Source organism: Pseudomonadota bacterium (genome assembly GCA_026388315.1).
Classification (GTDB): Bacteria; Desulfobacterota; Syntrophorhabdia; order Syntrophorhabdales; family Syntrophorhabdaceae; genus MWEV01.
The window spans coordinates 1-22583 of record JAPLKA010000082.1; the positions used below are offsets into that span (position 1 = coordinate 1).

General features: G+C 46.7%; 16 protein-coding genes. 13 read left to right on the forward strand and 3 right to left on the reverse strand.

Annotated elements, in window-relative coordinates; all coding sequences use genetic code 11:
• Positions 1–546: transposase (locus NTX75_11125; protein ID MCX5816771.1), on the forward strand; the 546-nt coding region annotated here is incomplete at its 5' end.
• The gene (locus NTX75_11130; protein MCX5816772.1) at positions 489–1355 is read left to right on the forward strand and encodes a transposase; all 867 of its coding nucleotides are present in this window, start codon (positions 489–491) and stop codon (positions 1353–1355) included. The genes NTX75_11125 and NTX75_11130, both read left to right, overlap by 58 nt.
• Before the next feature lie 99 nt (positions 1356–1454).
• Here the strand turns inward: NTX75_11130 and clpB are convergent, their stop codons facing one another.
• Positions 1455–4037: an ATP-dependent chaperone ClpB gene (clpB, locus tag NTX75_11135; GenBank protein ID MCX5816773.1), complete on the reverse strand. Its 2583-nt coding sequence runs from the start codon at positions 4035–4037 to the stop codon at positions 1455–1457.
• 256 nt (positions 4038–4293) lie between these two features.
• Here clpB and NTX75_11140 point away from each other — a divergent pair, with 256 nt between their 5' ends.
• The 5 genes from NTX75_11140 to NTX75_11160 all read left to right on the forward strand — a co-directional run bounded on the left by NTX75_11140 (position 4294) and on the right by NTX75_11160 (position 8716).
• Positions 4294–5076, forward strand: coding sequence for a transporter substrate-binding domain-containing protein (locus tag NTX75_11140; GenBank protein MCX5816774.1), 783 nt, complete (start codon positions 4294–4296; stop codon positions 5074–5076).
• 60 nt (positions 5077–5136) lie between these two features.
• Complete coding sequence (locus NTX75_11145; GenBank protein ID MCX5816775.1) at positions 5137–5325, forward strand: MoaD/ThiS family protein; 189 nt, start codon at positions 5137–5139, stop codon at positions 5323–5325.
• Positions 5322–6284, forward strand: coding sequence for a TIGR00269 family protein (locus NTX75_11150; protein MCX5816776.1), 963 nt, complete (start codon positions 5322–5324; stop codon positions 6282–6284). Before NTX75_11145 ends, NTX75_11150 begins: the two co-directional genes overlap by 4 nt.
• Positions 6285–6465: 181 nt before the next feature.
• The gene (locus NTX75_11155; GenBank protein MCX5816777.1) at positions 6466–7665 is read left to right on the forward strand and encodes a diguanylate cyclase; all 1200 of its coding nucleotides are present in this window, start codon (positions 6466–6468) and stop codon (positions 7663–7665) included.
• A 19-nt stretch (positions 7666–7684) separates the two neighbouring features.
• The gene (locus NTX75_11160; protein MCX5816778.1) at positions 7685–8716 is read left to right on the forward strand and encodes a rod shape-determining protein; all 1032 of its coding nucleotides are present in this window, start codon (positions 7685–7687) and stop codon (positions 8714–8716) included.
• 146 nt (positions 8717–8862) lie between these two features.
• Here the strand turns inward: NTX75_11160 and NTX75_11165 are convergent, their stop codons facing one another.
• Entirely contained in the window at positions 8863–10845 is a 1983-nt protein-coding gene (locus NTX75_11165) for an ATP-dependent helicase (GenBank protein MCX5816779.1), read from the reverse strand.
• Between the two features lie 613 nt (positions 10846–11458).
• Here NTX75_11165 and NTX75_11170 point away from each other — a divergent pair.
• The 6 genes from NTX75_11170 to NTX75_11195 all read left to right on the forward strand — a co-directional run bounded on the left by NTX75_11170 (position 11459) and on the right by NTX75_11195 (position 22182).
• Positions 11459–12481 carry a response regulator gene (locus NTX75_11170; protein ID MCX5816780.1) on the forward strand — a complete coding sequence of 341 codons (1023 nt, stop codon included), beginning with the start codon at positions 11459–11461 and terminating at the stop codon, positions 12479–12481.
• A 112-nt stretch (positions 12482–12593) separates the two neighbouring features.
• Entirely contained in the window at positions 12594–13040 is a 447-nt protein-coding gene (nuoE, locus tag NTX75_11175; GenBank protein ID MCX5816781.1) for an NADH-quinone oxidoreductase subunit NuoE, read from the forward strand.
• 311 nt (positions 13041–13351) lie between these two features.
• The gene (locus tag NTX75_11180; GenBank protein ID MCX5816782.1) at positions 13352–14869 is read left to right on the forward strand and encodes a 4Fe-4S binding protein; all 1518 of its coding nucleotides are present in this window, start codon (positions 13352–13354) and stop codon (positions 14867–14869) included.
• A gap of 14 nt (positions 14870–14883) precedes the next feature.
• Complete coding sequence (locus NTX75_11185) at positions 14884–18645, forward strand: FAD-dependent oxidoreductase (GenBank protein ID MCX5816783.1); 3762 nt, start codon at positions 14884–14886, stop codon at positions 18643–18645.
• Between the two features lie 130 nt (positions 18646–18775).
• Positions 18776–20821: an ATP-binding protein gene (locus NTX75_11190; GenBank protein ID MCX5816784.1), complete on the forward strand. Its 2046-nt coding sequence runs from the start codon at positions 18776–18778 to the stop codon at positions 20819–20821.
• On the forward strand, positions 20821–22182 hold the full coding sequence (locus tag NTX75_11195) for a sigma-54 dependent transcriptional regulator (GenBank protein ID MCX5816785.1): 1362 nt from the start codon (positions 20821–20823) through the stop codon (positions 22180–22182). The genes NTX75_11190 and NTX75_11195 overlap by 1 nt, the downstream gene beginning before the upstream one ends.
• Before the next feature lie 9 nt (positions 22183–22191).
• Here NTX75_11195 and NTX75_11200 read toward each other — a convergent pair whose 3' ends face one another.
• Positions 22192–22497: a hypothetical protein gene (locus NTX75_11200; protein MCX5816786.1), complete on the reverse strand. Its 306-nt coding sequence runs from the start codon at positions 22495–22497 to the stop codon at positions 22192–22194.
• Between the last annotated feature and the right edge of the window lie 86 nt (positions 22498–22583).

Genomic DNA, 22583 nt, shown 5'->3' on the forward strand with positions numbered 1-22583 from the left:
ATCTACAAAGAGGTTGAAGATAAATACGGTCAAAATGGCAATGTCTCCGTTCCTCCTCCTGTTATTTTAAAACTCATATTTCTTTTTTTCTTTTACAACATCCGTTCAGAACGGGAACTCATGGAAACCATCCCTGAACGAATAGACTGGTTATGGTTTCTGGGCTACAATCTCGACTCCGGTATTCCTGATCACAGTGTCTTATCCAAGGCACGGAAGAGATGGGGAAAAGGAATCTTCCAACATTTCTTTGAACGTATAGTGGTTCAGTGTGTCAACGCAGGACTCGTCGATGGAACAAAGATATTCATGGATGCAAGCCTTATCGATGCCAACGCATCGAACAACTCTGTAGTTGATACCCATTCTTTAAAACGGTATCTCGATACGGGCTATCAGGAATTGGAAAATAGACTGGATGATACTCTGGGTCCCCCTATAGTGATGTCAACAGGAGATATGCTTCAACCACCGATCCCGATGCATCCATCGTACGTCACGGGAAAGGAAAACCGAAGCTCCAATACAAGACCCACCGGGCAGTAGATCCGGAACATGAGATTATCACCGCTGTAGAAGTCACACCGGGTGCAGTGAATGAAGGCCACAAGATGGCTCATCTCATTGAGAGCCATGAAGCCAATACGGGCAGTAAGATAACCGCCGTTGTTGCCGACAGCCTTTACGGGACAAAGGAAAACCTCATTACCTGTCATGACGAAGGGATAAAGGCTCACATGCCGGTGGTAAAACTTCTGAACGACAATACCGGTTCCCGGGAGGGCATATTCCCGGAAGACCGGTTTGCCTACGATAAGGAGACGGACACGTACACCTGTCCTGCCGGGAAAACCCTCAAGAAAAGAACACTCCATGAAAACAAGCAGAACATCGAATACGCCGCATCAAAGAAAGATTGTGCTGTCTGTGCTGCACGGTCCGATTGTACCAAAAGCAGAGGACCACGAACTGTGCAACGGCATGTCCGTCAGGAAGAACTTGACCTAATGCTCACGATAGCCCGGAGCCACCAGGCCAGAAGCGACCTCAAAACCCGCAAGCACCTCATGGAACGTTCCTATGCAAGGAGCACACGGTTCGGATTCGATAGAGCACGGTGGAGAGGCGTATGGAAGGTTGCTATTCAGGAATACCTTATTGCGGCTATCCAAAACATCCAGGTATTGATCCGGTATGCAAAGCAACCAACAAAGGGGGCGCTTACCCTTCCATTGCTCACCGCAATTAAAACAGATATCTGCCAACCAATTGAGCTTTTTATAATAACATTTGGTTTGTATATCCTGAGAATGAGAGAACGTAGCAAAAACCATTATCTCCTGCCAACGTTATGACGACGAGGAGACCTTCATTGTGACACCCGATAAAACATACTGTTTGGGCAACAGGCCGTTTATCCTTGACTTTGGAGGGCGGAAGGCAAAACTGGCTCCTTATTTTTTGAATGTCACGTTTCCCTTTGCATCTACATCCACTTTGACTTTGTCGCCCTCTTTGACGTCACCTTTTAATATCATCATTGCAAGGGCATCCTGGAGTTTCTTCTGGATGAGTCGCTTTAATGGTCTTGCTCCGTAGACAGGGTCATATCCTTCCCTGGCTATCATATTTTTCAACTTGTCAGTGAATATGAGCTCAATTCCTTTCTCTTCAACCCTCTTAACCAGGTATGCAAGCTGGAGGTCGGCGATATGTTTTATGTTTTCAATGGAAAGCGACCTGAAAATAATGATTTCATCGATTCTGTTGAGAAATTCCGGTTTGAAATGGGCCTTTACACCCTCCATTACCCGTCGTTTCAACTCATCATAGTCTTTTCCGGCAAGTTCAGTTATCCACTGGCTTCCGATGTTGGATGTCATGATGATGACAGTATTTTTAAAGTCCACTGTCCTTCCCTGGCCATCCGTAAGCCTTCCATCATCAAGAACCTGCAAAAGGACATTGAATACTTCGGGGTGGGCCTTTTCCACCTCATCCATCAGGATTATAGAATAGGGTTTTCTCCGCACTGCTTCTGTGAGATAACCACCTTCTTCATAACCTACATATCCGGGAGGAGCGCCTATAAGTCTTGATACAGAGTGTTTTTCCATGAATTCGCTCATGTCAATTCTCACGATTGCCTGTTCATTATCAAAGAGGAATTCAGCAAGTGCTTTTGCAAGTTCGGTCTTGCCGACCCCTGTGGGTCCTAAAAACAGGAATGAACCGAGCGGCCTGTTTGGATCCTGGAGTCCTGCCCGTGCTCTCCTTATTGTGCTTGATACGGCCTCAATGGCTTCGTCCTGGCCTACAACCCTTTTATGAATCCTCTCCTCCATGCTGACAAGTTTTTCCATTTCCCCTTCAAGCATCCTTGAGACCGGTATGCCGGTCCATTTTGAAACTACCTTTGCTATATCCTCTTCATCAACTTCTTCATTGAGCATCTTAATGTTTTTCTGTAGTTCTAAGAGTTCGTTGTTTTTTTCTTTCTGTTCCTGTTCGAGAGCGGAAATGGTGCCATACCTTATTTCTGCAACCTTCCCGAAATTGCCTGCCCGTTCTGCCTCTTCCGCCTCAGTCCTTGCCCTGTCAATTTTTTCTTTAATTTCACCTATACTCATAATCAGAGCTTTTTCTTTTTCCCAGTGCTTCCTCTTTTCATTTACCTCTACCCTCATTTCTTCCAGATCTTGTTCGAGCCTTACTTTTCTTTCTTTTGAGGCCGTGTCTTTTTCCTTTTTCAATGCTTCTATCTCAATCTGAACCTGAATTATTTTTCTGTCAATCTCATCGATCTCGGTTGGTACGCTGTCAATTTCCATCCTTAACTTTGAAGCAGCTTCGTCGATTAAATCTATTGCCTTGTCCGGCAAAAACCTGTCTGTAATGTAGCGGTGTGATAGGGTAGCCGCAGCGATGAGCGCCGAGTCTTTTATCCTCACCCCGTGATGAAGTTCATACTTTTCTTTTAGTCCCCTTAAAATCGCTATCGTTTCCTCAACCGATGGTTCACCTACCTTCACGGGTTGAAACCTTCTCTCAAGGGCGGCATCTTTTTCAATATATTTTCTGTATTCATCAAGCGTTGTTGCGCCTATGCAGCGGAGTTCACCTCTTGCCAGAGCCGGTTTTAGCATGTTTGATGCATCGATTGCCCCCTGCGCATTCCCAGCGCCGACAATCGTGTGAAGTTCATCTATGAAAAGAATTATAGAACCGGATGCCTCGTCAATCTCTTTCAATACTGCCTTCAACCTGTCCTCAAATTCACCCCTGAATTTTGCTCCTGCAAGCATGGCCCCGAGGTCAAGGGCAAGAACTTTCTTATTTTTCAACGTTTCAGGGATGTCGCCGCTTATAATCCTCTGGGCCAACCCCTCAACGATTGCTGTTTTCCCGACGCCTGGCTCACCGATAATAACGGGATTGTTTTTTGTTCTCCGTGAAAGCACCTGCATGACCCGCCTTACTTCCTCATCCCTCCCTATAACAGGGTCGAGTTTGCCCTTCCGGGCCTCTTCGGTAAGGTCCCTGCAGTATCTTTGTAATGCCTGATACTTCTCCTCCGGGGCTTGATCGGTTACCCTCTGTGAACCGCGCATATCCTTTAAGACGGTGTATATTTTATCCTTTGTGACACCATAATCTTTTAATATCCGTGAAGCAGGGCTTTCGTTTACATCGGTAATGCCTATAAGGAGATGCTCTGTACTTACATATTCGTCCTTTAGTCTTTCTGCTTCGTTAAATGCTATGTCAATTGCTTGTTTAAGGTGAGGGGATATATAGACCTGTGCGGCGCCTTCTATCTGAGGCAGCTTCTTGAATTCCCTCTCCAGGTCGTTCATTATGTAATTAGTGTTCGCCCCCAGCTTATCAAGGATAGGTTTTACTATTCCCTCTTTCTGAGACACAAGGCCGTAAAGAAGGTGTTCATTTTCTATCATTTGATTTCTGTTCGCTTCGGCCCGTTTCTGGGCATCAGCTATGGCCTCCTGGGCCTTTATCGTTAATTTATCCCAGTTCATATTTCACCCCATAATTAAATTAGCGTATAGCGTATAGCAAGAATATACCGGTTTTCCCTCTACGCCTGTCCTCGCGTAGCGGGGGCTCCACGCTCTATACTCTCCACTATCAGCTAATCGTTGTTATTTATTATAATCATTATTTTCGCAAAATCAATTACCGGCAACTCATTATTATCGCTTGATATTATTTGCAGGATTGGCTATAAAGTAGATATTTGTATGTATTTGTAAGCTAAAAGGGGGAAATAATCAGATGGGTAAAATCAGTAAAACCATATGGACCGTCGTTTTATGTTTGACGTGTATATTTTTGATTTCTACCTGCTCATCAAACAGCGATAATTCTTTGGACAGGGTAAATAAGGCCGGTTACATGGGTTTCGGCATGAGTAGCGGCTATCCACCGTTCTGTTTTTATAATAATAGAACTGAATTGGTTGGATATGATGTCGATGTGGCAAATGAAATCGCAAAAAGGCTGGGCGTGCAACCGAAACTAATCGACACTGAGTGGAAAGACATCATCAACAATTTGAATGCAGGGGTATATGATGGTATTGTCAGTAGCATGTCTGTCACCGATGAACGGATGGTGTTGGTAAACTTCTCTATACCTTATTACTATAGTAAATCTGTTCTTGTGGTTAGTAAGGATGCGCCATATAAGTCTCATGCAGATATGAAAGGAAAAATCATTGGTGTTGAGGCAGGGACGATGTTTGAAAGTGATGCCAAAAGAATGGGAGAAGTCAATATCCGTACCTTTAATACCAGTGATCAGGCCCTTTTGGCGCTTCACAATAAGCTTATAGATGGTGTAATTACGGACGAAATAGTAGCCAATTATGTTGCCGGCACAAAGAAATTCAACTTAGAACCATTGAGTGAGCCTCTCCGCAGGGATAAAATTGCTGTGGCCCTCCGCAAAGGAGATAATGCCTTACTTAAAAAGGTGAATGAAATCCTGAAGGCTATGCAGGAAGACGGTACCCTGAGAAACCTGTCTGCAAAAATAATTAAAAACAAGTATAAGTGATTCCTTGCTTCTGTCCCCGCAGTTTTTGACAACATTCCTCTGGTGTGCTATGTATTAGCCATGAAAGTCGAATGTGACGGTAAGACGCTCGAATATGACAAACCCATGGCAATCTATAGGCTGATGGAACATCTTTCGCTGAACAGGGAGACCCATCTTGCCATGGTTAACAACCGGCTTGTTACGGAAGATTACAGGGCAGGCAAAGATGATGCGGTAAAATTCATAAAGGTGGTATCGGGCGGTTGAAGTGCAGGGTATGCGGCGAACCGGCAAGTATCAGCTTGAAGGCGTATAGTACCGCACTTTGTGCACCTGATTTTATCTCTTTTTTAGAAAACAGAACCCTTACTACCATTAAAAAATATCACCTCATTGAAGAAGGCGAAAAACCAATTGTAGCCGTATCGGGTGGAAAAGACAGTCTTTCCATCTGGTCTATGCTGAACAAACTCGGTTATCCTGCCGATGGTATTTATATCCATCTCGGAATAGGGGATTATTCGGATATTTCGCTTTCCAGGATAATAAAAATGGCCGATTTACTGAAAAGAAAGGTCTATACCTTCAATCTCCGCAACATCCTCGGGAAGGGCATCGATGAACTTGCAAAGGCCATGAGGAGGGTGCCATGCTCCGCCTGCGGCATGATAAAACGTTATGTCATGAACAGGATATGTATGGACAAAGGCTATACAACGCTCATTACAGGTCATAATATTGATGATGAAGCCTCTGCGCTCTTCGGAAATATGCTTTACTGGAAAGAAGAATATCTTGGAAAAAAGAACCTGGTGCTGGAAGGCAGGGAAGGGCACCTATCCAAAAAGGTGAAGCCCTTCTTTTTGTGTTCTGAGAGAGAGATTGCCGCCTATGCCATTTTGAACAATATAGACTATATCCATGACGAATGCCCTTTTTCTGTTGGCGCCAAGACATTGATATATAAAGGAATATTGAACAAACTTGAAGAATCTTCACCAGGAACAAAGATACAGTTCATAAAAGGATACTTAAAAACTTTTGCCGCCCATAAAAACGAAGACAGTAAAAGTGCTGAGAATTTTTGTTCAAAATGCGGGTATCCAACATATGGCGATATATGTAATTTCTGTAAGGTTATTGAACGGTTAAATATTGAAGGCCATATTCATTTCGATGAATACAACGCTTCCAGCCTTGACAGCAGTGAACAGTTAGTGACATAATTCTCCTATGGGCATGATAGACGGTTTCACAAACCTCATATTCAACGTTTATGAAGCATTTACTGTAGCTCTCTTCATAAAACACAGGGAAAATTTAAGGTGTCTTTCATATGTCTCATTCGCAAACAGTTTTGATAAAAATAGAAGTATTCCTATTGACGGGTCCCTGCCGGGGTGGGTTATGAAACACAATGAGCCGCTCATTATCCCTAATTTTGATAAGGATGAAGGCACACTCGGCTATTATGGGAATTCTGAAGGGATTAAATCTTTCATGGGGTTTCCCATGGAGGACGAAGGCGTTATAATCGTTGACAGCAAGAAAAAATGGGTTTTTACGGATAAAGAAAAGAAGATCCTCAGCTCTTTTGTCACCGCCATTCATGAAGAGATTGAGAATGAAAAACGTTTTTTCGATATGGAGGAGAAGCTCGATGAGCTTAATACGGAAAGAAGAATCTTAAACCTCTTCAACGAGCTCAATCAGTCAAAGATATCTGCAAATGAAGTATTTAAAGAATGTATCAATTTTTCCCATGCTGATTTTTGTTTTGTTGGTATTGAAAAGAACGGGAGAATGTTTGTTCATGATGTTTTTGGAGTCGATAGCAACGAATATATCAAAAGAGAATGTCCGGCGGGGAGCAGCATAGCCTCTGTGGTTATGGAAGGAGAGAGAGAGCTTTTACTGCCCCACAGCAGCAGATTTCTCAGGGAAAAACCTTTATTTTTTCCCGGAGAAATGGTGAGGGCAAAACAATTCTTTGGCTTTCCTTTGATTACCGACGACATGACCTTCGGTATGGTTGGTTTTGTTTCCTTATCGGACAATAACTTGAAAGAACAGTCCATAGGTTTTTTAAGAAATATCTCCACCCTTCTGTCATTATATTACTCATCATTGTGGATGAGGGAAAACCTGGAAAAGTTAAAGGATTTTGAGCCGGTAACCGATGCGCTTCAGTTCCCGGTTTTTCTTGAAATTTCAGATAAAATAATAAAAAAGTCTGAGAAATTTTCACTGTTATCAATAAAACTTTCCGGTATAAAGGCTTGTAACAAACACATGGGCCTTGATTTTACAAATAAGCTCCTTAAAAAAGTATTTCATATTATAAGGAATTGTGCGGGTACCCGTGCCTATATTGCACGAAAAAGGGGAGGGCACTTCTCCGTTTTGCTTAAGGACAGCGATGTAACGGAAATAAACAGTATCCTGAGGGTTTTACATTACAGTATTGCCAAGGGTCTCGCAGAAGAAAAAGTGGATAATATAATGAATGACGCAGAGATTGGAATATCCAGTTTTCCGGAGGATAGTACAGACATCTGGGGACTTTTAGATAAGGCGGGTCATAAGAAAATTAATTTTCAAAAATAAATAAAAAAAAGGAGGGGACATGGATTTTTTCAGTAAATTGTTTGGATTTTTCTCCACCCATCTTGCTATGGATCTTGGTACTGCAAACACGCTCATATACATGAAAGGGGAGGGTATTATACTCAATGAGCCATCGGTGGTAGCAATCGACAATAATAACGGGAAGGTTATAGCGGTAGGAAAGGAGGCGAAGGAATATATTGGAAGGACGCCCCCGAATATCAGTGCTATCAGACCCCTTAAGGACGGAGTTATTGCCGATTTTGATGTTACAAAGGCCATGATAAAATATTTTCTCACCGTTGTGAGGAGGGACAGGAAGATTTCAAAGCCTAAAATGGTGGTAGGCGTGCCGTCAGGGATTACACAGGTTGAAAAGAAGGCGGTTGTGGATGCCTGTTTCCAGGTTGGTATCAGAGACGTGTTCCTTATCGAAGAACCCATGGCCGCAGCCATTGGCTCAGATCTGCCCATAGAGCTGCCGAAGGGGAATATGGTTATTGATATCGGCGGCGGTACAACAGAGGTAGCCATAATCAGCCTTTCAGCTACCGCTTACAGCGAATCCTTGCGGGTTGCGGGAGATGAGCTTGATGAATCAATTGTCAGATACCTTCAGAAAAAGCATCAGGTCGCAATCGGGTATAGTGCTTCAGAAAGGATAAAGATAGAAGCCGCCTCTGTATACCCAACGGATTTTCAGGGAGGCCCGATCAGCATTGTAGGCAAGGATATGATTACCGGCATACCGAAAAACCTGAAGATAGCGAGAGAGGAAGTGAGAGAGGCTATTGAAGAGCCTGTATTGGCAATCATTGACGCCATCAGAAGGGCTCTCGAAAAGTTACCTCCCGAGTTTGTCTCCGATTTGGACGAAACCGGTATGATATTAACAGGCGGCGGTGCCCTGCTAAAAGGCCTTGGTCAGCGGATTGAGGCGGAGACAGGTGTCAGGGTGCGCGTTATTGATGATCCGCTCTTTTCTGTTGTCTTAGGTGCAGGCAGAGCCCTTGAAGATATGGGAAGGTATAAGAAGGTATTTATTAATTAAAGGGGTCGAGTGATTTAAAAACACATGACCCCTTGAACCTGTTTTCAGCTATTAGCTATCAGTACGCAGGCTAAAGCCTGTGGCTACCTGACACCTGCTATCAACTATCAGGAAGTTCCTGACCCTTGAACCCTCGACCCCTGCTTTTAATAGTCCGACACCTGCCACTCATCATAGGTGTTGCCGTTCAGTTCTGAAATAAACCGCGACGGTTTCATAATGATATGGCCTATCTGCCTGTCGTAGATGAGGAGTGGGTAACAGAGATACAATTCATCCATTGCCCTCGTTGTGGCAACATAGAACAACCTTCGTTCCTCTTCGATATTTCCTTCATCCACGGCCTTTGGGTTAGGGAACCGCCCTTCGGCGCACCATACTATAAAGACCGCCTTCCATTCCAGTCCTTTTGCCTGATGGACAGTGCTCAGAATGACTTTCTCGTCTTCTCTGCCTGCGGCTACAATCTCTTCACCGCTTACACCGCTCATCAAGGAGAGCTCACTCAGGAAAGATTCCAGATCATTGTATTTTGAGGAAAAATCTATTAACTGGCCAATATCTTCGAGTCTTGAATCGTAATTAGGGTAGTTGCTTTTCAGATACTCCGCATACCCATGTTTTAATACAGCGGAAATCATATCCGATAGTGCGTCGGCTTCGTGTAGTCCCTGGAGTTCTTTAAATAATCGTGACCATATTTCAACATTTTCTTTCAGGACATTTTTAAATTTATCCCCGATCCTTTTTGAGACGAATTCATCAACAGGATTTCCGGTGGATTTTATATATTCATATATGTAGTCAGCCGTTCTCTTTCCTACACGAGGAAATATCTTCAGCATTCTCTTCCATGAGACTTCATCGTTTGCATTAACCATAACCCTCAAGAACGAAACAACATCCTTGATATGGGCCTGTTCAAAAAAACGGAGCCCGCTCCTTATTTCAAACGGTATATCTCTCCTGGTAAACTCCATCTGAAGTTCCATGGAATGATAGTGTGCCCTGTACAGGACTGCGATATCATTAAGCGGGACGCCTTCGTCTCTAAGTTCCAGAACCCTCTGTGCCACAAATTCTGCCTGTTGCATCACGTCCCGCAGATTTGTAACAACGGGTATTAATCCACTTTTCCGTATGCTTCGCAGCTCTTTCGAGAATTGTTTTTGATTTATGGATATGGTGTTATTAGCCAGTTTCAGGATTTCAGGGGTACTTCTGTAATTGGTTTCAAGTTTAAAAACCTTTGCTTCCTCATATTTTTTCGGGAATTCGAGAATGTTTTCAAAATTTGCACCGCGAAAGGAATAAATACTCTGGGCATCATCCCCCACCACCATGACATTTCTGTTGATAAGTCCCATAAAATCAACAATTTCTGCCTGGATTTTATTGGTATCCTGATATTCGTCCACGAGGATATGGGGGAAGGCGATTGCGTAAAACTTCCTCAACTCCTCGTTTTCAAGTAACATTTTGTGCCAGTAAAAGAGAAGGTCATCGAAATCCATTGAGTTCGTTATTTTCTTTTTTTCTATGTACTTCTTGTGAATCATGGAAATTTCATCGATGAGATCTAAAAAATAAGGGAACCTTTCCTTTATTCCTTCTTCGACATTTTTCATTGTATTAATGGAATAGCTAAATATCTCTTTGAGCACCGTGCCCTTTGGAAACCTCCGCTCTTTTTTGTCTATTTTGGATGCTTTTACGGCGAGCTCTATGAGGTCTTTTGCATCCTCATTGTCGAGGATCGTGAAGTTCCTGGTAAAGCCGAAAAGGTCGCTGTGACGCCGCAAGATCATATTACCTATGTGGTGAAATGTTCCGCCATAGATGTAGCGGGTATCTGTTTTAACGAGATGTTCAACCCTGTGGAGCATCTCACGGGCTGCTTTATTTGTAAATGTGAGAAGCAGAATATTGTTAGGCGATATACCCATTTCAAGGAGTCTGGCTACCCTGTATGTAACGACCCTCGTTTTTCCGCTCCCGGCGCCTGCTATAACAAGGATGGGGCCGTTACCGCTCAAAACTACATTTAATTGTTCCTTGTTGAGTTCTTTTTCATATTCAATAAGGGGGGTTTTCGGGGATGTATCCCTGTGAAGCGTGTACCGTTTCATCGGGCTAAATTATGCGTTATGTCATACTCCATGTCAAGAAAGGATTGGATAAAACCCAATTGTGACATGTTTATATCTTAGAATTTATCTTTAACACCTGTTTTGAGCATGCAGTTTTGTTTTATGACATGTCGGGAGGATTAAATCATGCGAAGTAACGTCCTTGTTGACTTTCCGACGATTTTGGCGATTGCTCTAACTGTTAGAGCAATTTCATCCGGCAGGTCTTCGGGTCTCCGGTTATAGTTTCTGCCTGTATCGTGCCCGGTCAGTTTCATGGAATTTTTTTTGCCGCCCGCCCTCCCATCCAGCCATTATATCCTTCGCTACTGTAAAAAATACTGCTATACAATTATTGAATAGCAAACAAGTGAACAATATCAATCTGTTACGGGTAACTGATAAGTGTATAGAATCTTATCAGTAAGTCAAAGCCTTGTCTATCCTTGATCTACGGGCTTGAGTGATAAGTTTCTTTATAGCCGCGTAACCATATCCGATACCCCTCAAATCCCTATCTCACTGAAATTACAAGGAAGTTGGTCAGTGGCATCCTTATTGCTCTATATTGTAATATGAATTACAACAAATACTAACAAAAGGAGCCACAATCATGTATGCAAGAGCAACGGAAAAGAAAGTGTTACTCATTGACGATGAGCCATCTTTGAGAAGAAGTGTTTCGATGGGTCTCATGCAGCAGGGTTATCAGACAGAACCTTGCGAGAACGGCATGAAGGCACTCCAGGCCCTGGAAATGTTCAAGAGAAAGAAAATCCCTCTGGACTATGCAATTGTGGACATAAAACTGCCCGATATCGACGGCTTGAAGCTCCTGAAGGTGATCAAATTCAATTATCCGAATCTCCCGGTTATTGTGATTACCGGGTACGGCAGTGAAGCAACCCGTGAGGAAGCCACGACCCAGCATGCAGATGCCTACCTGGAGAAGCCGTTCAGCATGGATGACCTCGCCGGGGTCCTCTCCGGGATCAACATGGCGGGCGAGGAAAGCGCCGCCCCTGAGAGTACACCAACCGAATCCACCGCACTGGCCCAGTCTGTGAGCGCCTACGCCCTTCTGTCCCTCGACAGTTCCGCCAACCTGCTCAAGGTGTACAGGAAACTTTATTTTCAGGAAAATGTTCTGTACTGTGATGCCATCAGGGGTGACTTTGACATCGTCCTGCTCCTCCAGGCCCCCACGTTTGATAAGATCCAGGATGTACTGGAAAAAGAAGTAAAGAATATTGAAGGCGTGGCGGATGTGACGCTTCTCAATGTGGACTCACCGCTGTTTGGAGAAAACGTGGTAAACATTATGAGTTCTGTGGACAAAGCCCTTGGCAGGGACAAAGAGGAAGGCGAAGTCTATACGAGTCAGCCCGTGAGAATCAGGGCATCTTCCTACGTGATGCTTGAGATTGAGAAGGAAAAACTTGAAGCCATCTATCCGGTCCTCTACTTCAATGACCAGGTTGTATATTGTGACTACGTGAGAGGCAAATATGACATTGTCCTCCTCATGAAAGGCACAAGCTTCAGCGAAATCGACAACACCATAAAGAATAAATTCAAGCCCCTCGACGGCGTCCTGAGAATCAAGGAATGGCCGATCATCACCATGTTTGAGTAAAACCGTGCAGTCCATGTATGGTGAACGACATCGATAATCAGGGAGAATAGATATGCTACAGAAGGAAGAGATTAGAAAAGAAAATACGGGCAGCCAGTTTTACGACTTCAAGATGGAGTTGTGGAAGTACCAGGGCGAAAAGGGAGCGCTTATACCGCTCCTTCAGTCCGCCCAGGAGGCGTACGGTTATATACCGGAGTCGGCCATTGACCATATCAGCGAGGTGGTGGAGATTCCGGGGGCCGAGATCTATGGGGTTATCACCTTTTACTCCCAGTTCCGCCTGAAACCTATGGGTAAGAACATCATCAAGATGTGTGACGGGACTGCCTGTCACGTGAACGCCTCTAACGGCATCTTGAGGGCCCTGGAAGATGAGCTTCAGATCGGAAATGATGAGACCACTGAGGATGGTCTCTTCACCCTGCAGAAGGTTGCCTGTCTCGGGTGCTGTTCCCTTTCCCCGGTTATTATGATAAACGACGATACCTTTGGACGGCTTACGCCCAAGAAGGTTAAGGAACTGCTCAAGGAGTTCAGAGCGAACGGAAATGCGTAGTCACCGTGGTTTTGTGTCAGGGAGATGTTTGGGACCTTCGAAAAAAGATGAGGAGAATGAGGATGAAAACAATTAAAGTCGGGCTTGGTACCTGCGGGGTATCCGCCGGCGGCGAAAAGACCTACGAAGCCATAAAGCATGAGATTGAGAAAGAGAATATCCAGGTGGTGTTGAAGGAAACCGGATGCAACGGCATGTGCTACCGTGAACCCTTGGTGGAAGTGATTGATGAGGAGAACCATTCGTTCCTGTACGGAGATGTTACCCCTGAAAAGGCAACGAGGATCATGACCGACCATGTACTCAAGAACATGCCTGTGAAGGAATGGATTGTTCAAAACTCCGGTCCCTCTCAGGACGATGCCTTTTTTCAGAAACAGCGGCGCATCGTATTGAGAAACTGTGGCATTATTGACCCGAATTCAATTGACGAATATATTGCTGCCGGAGGTTATAAGGCCATCCGAACAGTGATAAAAAAATATACGCCTGAGCAGGTCATTGATATCATGACCAGATCAGGCCTGAGAGGTCGGGGCGGTGGAGGATTTCTTACGGGTGTGAAGTGGAAATTCTGCCGCCAGGCGGAAGGGACATTGAAATACATTATCTGCAATGCTGACGAGGGAGACCCGGGTGCTTTCATGGACCGGTCCACCCTGGAGAGCGATCCCCACGCTGTGCTTGAGGGCATGATGGTCGGCGCCTATGCCATCGGCGCCGAGGAAGGATACATTTATGTGCGCGCAGAATATCCAAAGGCGGTTGCCCGGTTGAAACACTCGATCAGGGAGGCGCTGGCACGAGGGTTCCTCGGCAAGAACATCTTTGGCTCTTCTGTTAATTTTTCCATAAAGATCAAGGAAGGCGCCGGGGCCTTTGTGTGCGGAGAGGAAACGGCCCTTATTGCGTCCATCGAAGGCAAACGGGGTATGCCCCGGTTTAGACCTCCTTTCCCTGCCAACAAGGGATTATGGGATAGGCCTACCAATATTAACAACGTGGAAACCTTCGCCAATATTCCCTGGATCATCATGAACGGGGCTGAGGCCTTCGCTTCCATGGGCACGGAAAACAGCAAAGGCACCAAGGTATTTGCCCTGGCGGGAAAGATTAAGCGGGGCGGACTCGCAGAAGTACCCATGGGCATTACCATAAATGAGATTGTGTACGACATAGGGGGCGGCATCAAGGGAGGAAAGAAGTTTAAGGCTGTACAGATGGGCGGACCATCGGGCGGATGTATCCCTGCCTCCATGGGTGACCTCCAGATCGACTACCAGCAGATCAACAAGACGGGCGCCATCATGGGCTCCGGCGGTCTTGTGGTTTTGGATGAGACCACCTGCATGGTGGAAATGGCCAAGTTCTTCCTTTCCTTTACCCAGGAAGAATCATGCGGTAAATGCACCTTCTGCAGAATAGGCACCAAGCGGATGCTCGAGATCCTCGAGAGGATCACCGATGGAAACGGCCGCGAAGGCGACGTGGAACTCCTCCAGCATCTCGCGTATCAGATACGGAATAATACTATTTGCGGGCTTGGGCAGACAGCTCCCAACCCTGTGCTCACTACGCTCAAGTACTTCCCTGAGGAGTATGAGGCCCATATCCGGGATAAGAAATGTCCTGCCCATAGTTGTGCGCCTCTGCTTACCTATTCCATACAGGCCGATGCGTGCAAGGGGTGTACCCTTTGTGCCAAGGCGTGTCCGGTGGAAGCAATAAGCGGCGAGAAGAAAAAGGTTCATGAGATTAATGTGGCGATCTGCATAAAGTGCGGCAAGTGCTTCGAGACCTGCAAGTTCAGCGCAGTGCTAAAAAACTAAATGGAGAATCAAGTATGGCGGATACAGTGAAACTTACAATAAATGGAAAAGCATATACGGCGAGTCCAGGACAGATGATTCTTGAAGTGGTCCGGGCCAACAATATTGACGATATTCCGACCCTTTGCTATGACCCCCGTCTCCCGCCTTATGGCTCGTGCTATCTGTGCGTGGTTGAACAGGAAGGGCTCGAGAAGCTGATTCCATCCTGTTCGAGCCCTGTGGCCGACGGGATGGTGATCCATACAAACAATGACAGGATCAGGGAATCGCGCAAGACGGCTCTCGAGCTCCTCCTTTCAAACCATTACGCCGACTGTCTTGGGCCTTGCACCCAGACATGCCCGGCCGGGGTTGACGTACAGGGCTACATCGCCCTTGTGGCCATGGGAAGGAACAGAGAGGCAGTGAAGCTGATAAAAGAGAAGAACCCGTTGCCCCTGGTCTGCGGCAGAGTCTGTGTGAGGGAGTGCGAAACCGCGTGTCGGAGAAATTCCGTCGATGACCGGGTGGGCATCGATTATCTGAAGCGGTATGCCACTGATATCGACATCGACGATCCCTGGATGCCCGAGGTTGCCCCATGGAACGGAAAGAAGGCGGCAGTGGTGGGCGGTGGTCCCGCCGGTCTTACCTGTGCCTATTATCTTGCGGTCAAGGGTTATAAGGTCATCATTTTTGAGAAATCACCCCATCTGGGCGGCATGCTTCGTTACGGCATACCGGAATACCGCCTGCCCAAGGCGCTGCTCGACCGGGAGATCCAGTGCATACTCGACCTCGGTGTTGAGGCAAAGAGGAATACGGTGTTGGGAGAGGATTTCACCATAAAGTCCCTCAAGGATGAGGGGTTTGATGCGATATTCCTTTCCATCGGAGCCCAGAAGGCCAAGACTATGGGACTTGCGGGCGAAGAAGCGACGCCGGGCGTCATCGGTGGTGCCGACTATCTCCGGGCCATGCAGGATGAGAGTCCTCCCAAGGTATACGGGAGAGTAGTTGTGGTTGGCGGTGGCAATACTGCCATCGATGCGGCGAGGACAGCCCTGAGGACCGGTGCGGATAAAGTGACGCTTCTCTATCGGCGGACCAAGAAAGAGATGCCTGCTCACGAGATGGAGATAGATGCTGCCCTTGAAGAGGGAGCGGAACTCGTATCCCTGTCTGCTCCCGAAGGAATCGTGACAAAGGGCGGCCGGCTCAGCGCTCTCACCTGTATCCGCATGGAGCTTGGCGAACCGGACGCAAGCGGCCGGAGAAGTCCTGTGCCCGTAAAGGGCTCTGAATACGAGCTCACATGTGACTTCGCGATTTCCGCTATCGGTCAGAATATCGATCTTGGGCAGATTAATGCGGACGGACAGCTCAAGACAACACGTTGGGATGGTACGGTGGTGAAAGAGGGTACCTTTGAAACCTCCATACCGGGTGTTTTTGCAGGCGGTGACGGCATGACAGGCCCGGCAGTGGCCATCGATGCCATCGCTCACGGACGGTTCGCTGCCCTGTGTATGGATCAGTACATGCAGACCGGGAAGATGATCCCTGTGGCCAGGGGTTTTGTGAGCAGGAAGGATAGCTTCGGCAGTATTCCCGAGATTGAGTTCGCCCAGTACAAAAAACTGGAAAAAGAGAAGATGGACGAACTGCCGGTGCTCCAGAGAATCAAGAACCAGGACGAGGTGGAAACCGGGTTTACTCGGCTCCAGGCCGAAAACGAGGCAGCACGCTGTCTTGAATGTGGCTGCTCGGACTATTTCGATTGTGACCTGAGGAAGCATGCGTCGGATTTTGGTGTTGAACTGAGCCACTTCCTGGGTGATGTAAGACGGTTTAAGGTAGATGCGGCACATCCCTTTATAAACCTTGATCCGAACAAATGTATCTCCTGCGGCCGGTGTGTGCGCACCTGTTCCGAGATCCTCAAGATTTCGGCCCTGGGCTTTGTGAACAGGGGCTTTAAGTCAGTGGTAAAACCTTCCATGGAAAAGAAGCTGCTCCAGACCAACTGCATTTCCTGCGGGAACTGTATTGCCGCCTGTCCGACCGGTGCCATCACTGAGAAACTGTCCTTCCGTAAACCCGGTCCATGGGATTCGGAGAAGGTTCCTTCGGTTTGTTCCTTCTGCTCCGTAGGATGCAACCTGAGCTACAGGGTTTTTCACGACCACTGCTTCACCGTGGAGAATGTAAACGGAAATTCCCACAACAAAGGGTTCCTCTGTGCAAAGGGGCGGTTCGGCTACCGGTATATGCTTGAGAAAGACCGGCTTATGAAGCCCATGATTAAGAAGAGGGGCAGACACTATGATGCGTCATGGGAAGAAGCCTTTGATTACGCCTCAGAGAGACTGAGCAATATCGTGAAGACCCACGGTCCCGACTCGGTGGCTGTGTTCGGGTCACCCCGGATGACGAATGAGGAGCTTTACCTGCTCCAGAAGTTTGCGAGAACGGGACTCAAAACCAATAACATTGGAAGTTTCAGTAATCTCATCAACGGGGCGGAGCAGGACTGTCTTGACGACATGTTCGGTATTACCACATCCACGGCGACCATGGATGATCTCGCTGCCGCCGACGTGATCCTGATCATTAATGCAGACCTTTCTGAAGACAACCTTATTGCGGAACTGAAGATAAAGGCCGCACAGAAGAACGGTGCCCGCCTCATCACCGTACACTCTGCCGAGATGGAGCTTAACAAATTTGCAGATTTGTGGATAGATTCGAAGCGCGGCACGAACACGGGACTCATCAATTTCCTTTCCAAGGCAGTCCTGGATCGGGGGCTATCAGACAAGGGCTTTATTGATAAGAGGACGGAAGGGTATGAAGAGTTCAAGGCCTCGATCTCGGGTTTCAACATGAATGCCATCTCGGAAGTCACCGGGGTGAATAATAGCAAACTCCAACAGTTTTGTGATCTCATTGCAAGGCCGAAACTGAACCTCGTGGTAGTCTACAGCATCGATTCTCTGTGGGAAAAGTCGAAGGATGACCTGAAGGCCATAGGAAACCTGATGATGTTGACGGGTCGGATTGGAAAAACGGGGAATGGTATCGTAGTGCTCAGGGATTTCGCGAACTCTCAAGGTCTCCTCGACATGGGTGTGGACCCTGGTTATCTTCCGGGGTACGTGAGCCACCGTGACAAAGAACAGATTGCCGCCCTCGGCAAGAAGTGGGGTACGGACCTGGCAGCCATTTTCAAACCCGTGGATCTCAAGGAAGCCATGGAGAAGGAGAAGATCAAGGCAGCCATCGTTTTCGGCGAGGACCCTTTTTACGTCACATCGAACTTCAAGCTAACAGGAGGGATTGAGTTTCTCCTTGTTATTGACTCTTTAATGACGACCACAGCTATGGAGGCGGATGTGGTTCTTCCGGCCTCTGTACCGGTTGAAACAGAGGGCTCTTACACTGCCTGTGACCGGAGAGTTCAGAGGATGGCCAGGGTTTTTGAGCCCCTGACAGGCATGGAGAACTGGCAGATAATCAAGAAGCTTGCCGAAAAACTGGGTACCAAAATGAGTTTCGCTGCGGTGAGCGGCATCGCCAAAGAGATTGAGAAGGTAGTCCCTTTCTACAAGGGCGTAGCCCCCGGTTCTTTCTGGGGCAAGGGATTTCTCGGGAAGGCTTTCATGACCCCAGGCGGAAAAGGGCGATTCAGCACGGTCTCCATGGATGCGTCACCTTGTAACATGGAGAAGAAACCATTTCTGTCCAGTGAAAACTATTTCAACGTAAAGATCAGAGCAAAGCTGACTAAATAGAAGGGGATGAAGTTCAGAGAAGGACAGGCGATCTTCCCATGAGTCCGCCTGTCCTTCTCTTTATTTATATGGTATAGTAAGAACGCTAAAATGTTCATGAAAATGTTCATGACTAAGGGAGGGTAAAGGGATGGGGCAGATCCGGGATGAACGGAGCATTGAAAAGGACTTGAAGAAACGGCTTCAGGAACTGGATTGTCTCTATAAAACAGGATTTGAGATAGAGTCGGATAATGATCTTGTGGAAATTTTGAGGAACATCACCACACATCTGGTTGCAGGCCTCAAGGTTCCGGAAAGCGCAGCATCGTCCATATGGTTTGACGGGGTTGAGCATTCCTCCAGGCCGCCAAATCGTGCACATATTGTGGAGTCCTTCAGCTCGGACATTGTGGTAGAAGGTCGAAAGCGTGGTGCTGTTGAGGTGTATTACAATAAGAAAGAACAGTTTCTTGAAGAAGAAAAAACACTGATAACCGAGATTGGGCGCAGACTGTCAAAGGCCATAGAGAGACGGGAACTCCATTCAAAGGTTCATTATAGCCTTCGTCACCTCGAGGAATTTATGGATGAGAAGACCGGGGAACTCGAAAAGTCCAAGAACCGTTACAAGAACTTCTTCACGGATGCGCCTATGCCCATGCTCATCTCCCGTCCTAACGGGGATATAACCAAAGCAAATCGAGCATTCTACAGGCTTTTCGACTATCCCGAGGACGGTTCCGTGCATCTCAGCTTTGTGCGGGACAAGCTCTACGAAAAGCCTGAGGTTCGCTCGGTGATCTTCGATACTCTGCACAAGGAGGGAAAGCTTGAAGATTTCGAAGTGACCCTTCTGGACAGGAACGGCAACCCGATTCCTGTCATTGCATCGTATATCTGGATTGATGTTGATGGAGAGTTGTGCGTCGAATCTGTGTATAAGGATTTGCGCATAAGGAAACAGCTTGAAAAGAAGCTCATAGAACAGAACGAAAACCTGGAAAGAAACGTCCGGGAGCGGACATTGGACCTGGAAAAACAGAAGGATCTCCTTATTAAAAAGAACCAGGAACTGATGACCCTGACAGAGAAGCTGCGGGAGAGCAAAACCAGGCTCCAGGTCCTTTTTAAGACTATCACCGACACTGTAACGGTAATCGACGGGGACTTTAACATCCTTATGTCCAACCAAAAGGCCATCGGAAACAGGGGGAAATGCTATAAAAAGGTCTTCGGCCAGGAGCACTCCTGCGAAGACTGCCTGGTCAGGCGAGTGCTTGAAGAGAAAACCTCCGTCACTTTTGAGAAGGTAATCGGTGGTGAATACTATCTTCTTCAGGCCTATCCCATCTTTAATTCCAGTGGCGAGGTGACGGGAGCCCTCGAGATTTCGCGGATCATCACAAAAGAGAAAAACATGGAGAGGCAACTCCTTCAGGCAGATAAGCTTGCTTCCCTGGGGCAACTTGTATCGGGTATAGCCCACGAGATTAATAACCCCAATACCTTCATCCGGGGAAACCTGCATATCATCCAGGAAGCCATGAATGATATCTTCCCTTTCCTTGACCAGGCCTATAAATCCAATCCTGATCTGAAGATCGCCCGTCTCAACTATGATATCTTCAGGCAGAATGTCCCGATCCTCATTGATGATATGGCTCAGGGGGCAAACCGTATCAAAGGCATCGTGGATGGGTTACGAAAATTTGCGAAGCGTGATGAGGGACTCCTCAATGAGAATGTAGAGCTCAATGCTATTACTGAAAGCTGCCTGCGCCTGGTAGACAACCAGATACGGAGAACCGCGGACGTGAAAGTAGAACTCGAGCCGAACGTTCCAACCATAACAGGGAACACTCAGAAGCTGCAGCAGGTGATTGTGAACATTCTGATCAATGCCTCTCAGGCCATCGAGAAATCAAAAGGAACAATCATCGTTACCTCGGAGTTTAATGATGGGGAGGTTGTTCTTCGGGTGCGAGACGACGGCAAAGGCATGGACGAGAAGACATTGAAACAGATGTTTGATCCTTTCTTTACCACCAAGAGACACCAGGGCGGAACGGGCCTCGGCCTTTCCATCGCTTACGGCATCATCAAAGAGCATAAGGGGAGAATAGATGTGGAGAGCAAGGTTGGGGTGGGGACTTCCTTCTGCATCTGCCTTCCCAGAAGCCCGGCGGAGGCTTGATGAACAGAATTTTGGTTATCGACGACGATCAGGCGGTGCTCAATTACTTGAATATCTTCCTGCTTCAGGCCGGGACCTTCGACGTGACAACCCTGAGCAATAGCACCAAGGCCTTCGATGTACTAAAGAGTAACCGCTACGATCTCCTCCTTCTCGATATGGATATGCCCGAGGTAACGGGTCTCGACATCCTCAAGAAGATTCAGGAGAACAGTATAGACGTGAAGACAGTGGTCCTGACGGGCATCGAGGACATTGAGCTCGCCGTGTCTGCTATGAAATTCGGTGCCATTGAGTACCTCATTAAACCCGTTGACAATGAGCGTCTCCTGGACCTTATCAATACAACACTGGAGAATCGGAATAACCAGAAAATGATCGACCGGGAAATCCCTATCTCGCCGGGTCTGAAATTCGGGGATGCCTTTAAAAATATTGTCACCCAGCATGATAAGATGAATACCATCTTCTCATCTGTTGAAAAGATGGCCCAGACGGACAGTAGTATCCTTATCTGGGGCGAGAGTGGCACGGGCAAGGAATTGATCGCCAGAGCCATCCACAAGATCAGTAAACGCCATATGGAAAGCTTCGTGGCCGTAAACGCGGGTGCCTTTGCCAACGAACTCTTCTCCTCTGAGTTCTTCGGCCATAACCAGGGCGCTTTTACGGGCGCTACGACCCTCAAACGGGGGTTGATCGAAGAGGCTGACAAAGGAACTCTCTTCCTGGACGAGATCGGTGAACTTGCCCTCCCGATCCAGGTCAAGCTTCTCAGGGTGTTACAGGAAGGAGAGTTCTTCCGCTTGGGTTCTACCAAGCACCAGAAGGTTGACGCGAGAATACTTGCTGCCACCAACAAGAATCTCCATGAGGAGATCAAGAAAGGAAACTTCAGGAAAGACCTTTTCTACCGTCTGAACATGAACTCCGTCTACCTGCCACCCTTGCGGGAGAGGAAAGGAGACATCCCTCTTCTCGCTTACCATTTTCTGAAGCGATTCTGCGTGGTCAATGAGAAAAAAATAGACAAGATATCGGATGCTGCGATGAAGCCCCTGACGCATCACGATTATCCCGGTAACGTCCGGGAACTCATGAATGTTATAAACAGCGCTGTGATTATCGAGTCTACAAATGAGATCAGAAAGAAGTCTCTCCCCAACTATTTTTTGGAAAGTGCTACGAACCTCGATGAAGGTTTTACCAATTTAACACTCAAATCCATGGCCGATGTAGAGAAGGATCACATCAGAAAAATACTTGGCTATACCGATGGAAACAAGAGCAAGGCCGCCCAAGTCCTTGGTATCTCAAGGATAACCCTCCTGTCGAAAGTGAAGAAATACAAGCTGGAATAATTGTCGAGATTATTTTTTTACTTTCATTGGTTTTTCGCAGCATACAAGGTCACACACCTTTGTGCAACCGCATGCTGTATCAACTGCGACAACCAACCCGCATACCTTACAACTGTATTTTGTTCCTTTTTTCATAGCTGACTTAGCCGCCGCGGGTGCTGCTTTCTTGGCCGGCTTAACTGCTGCTTTCTTGGCCGGCTTAACTGCTGCTTTTACGGCTACTTTTTTTGCTGCAACTTCTTTTGGCTTTACGGCTGTTTTTTTAGCAGCCTTTGGTTTCGTTTCAGCTTTCTTTGGAGTTGTTTTTGTGGCCATTACAATTTCCCCTTTTCGTTGTTTTTTAGGTGCTTCTTTTTATTGTATACAAATAAATTATTCTGTCAAGAAAAGTTTTAAAAATT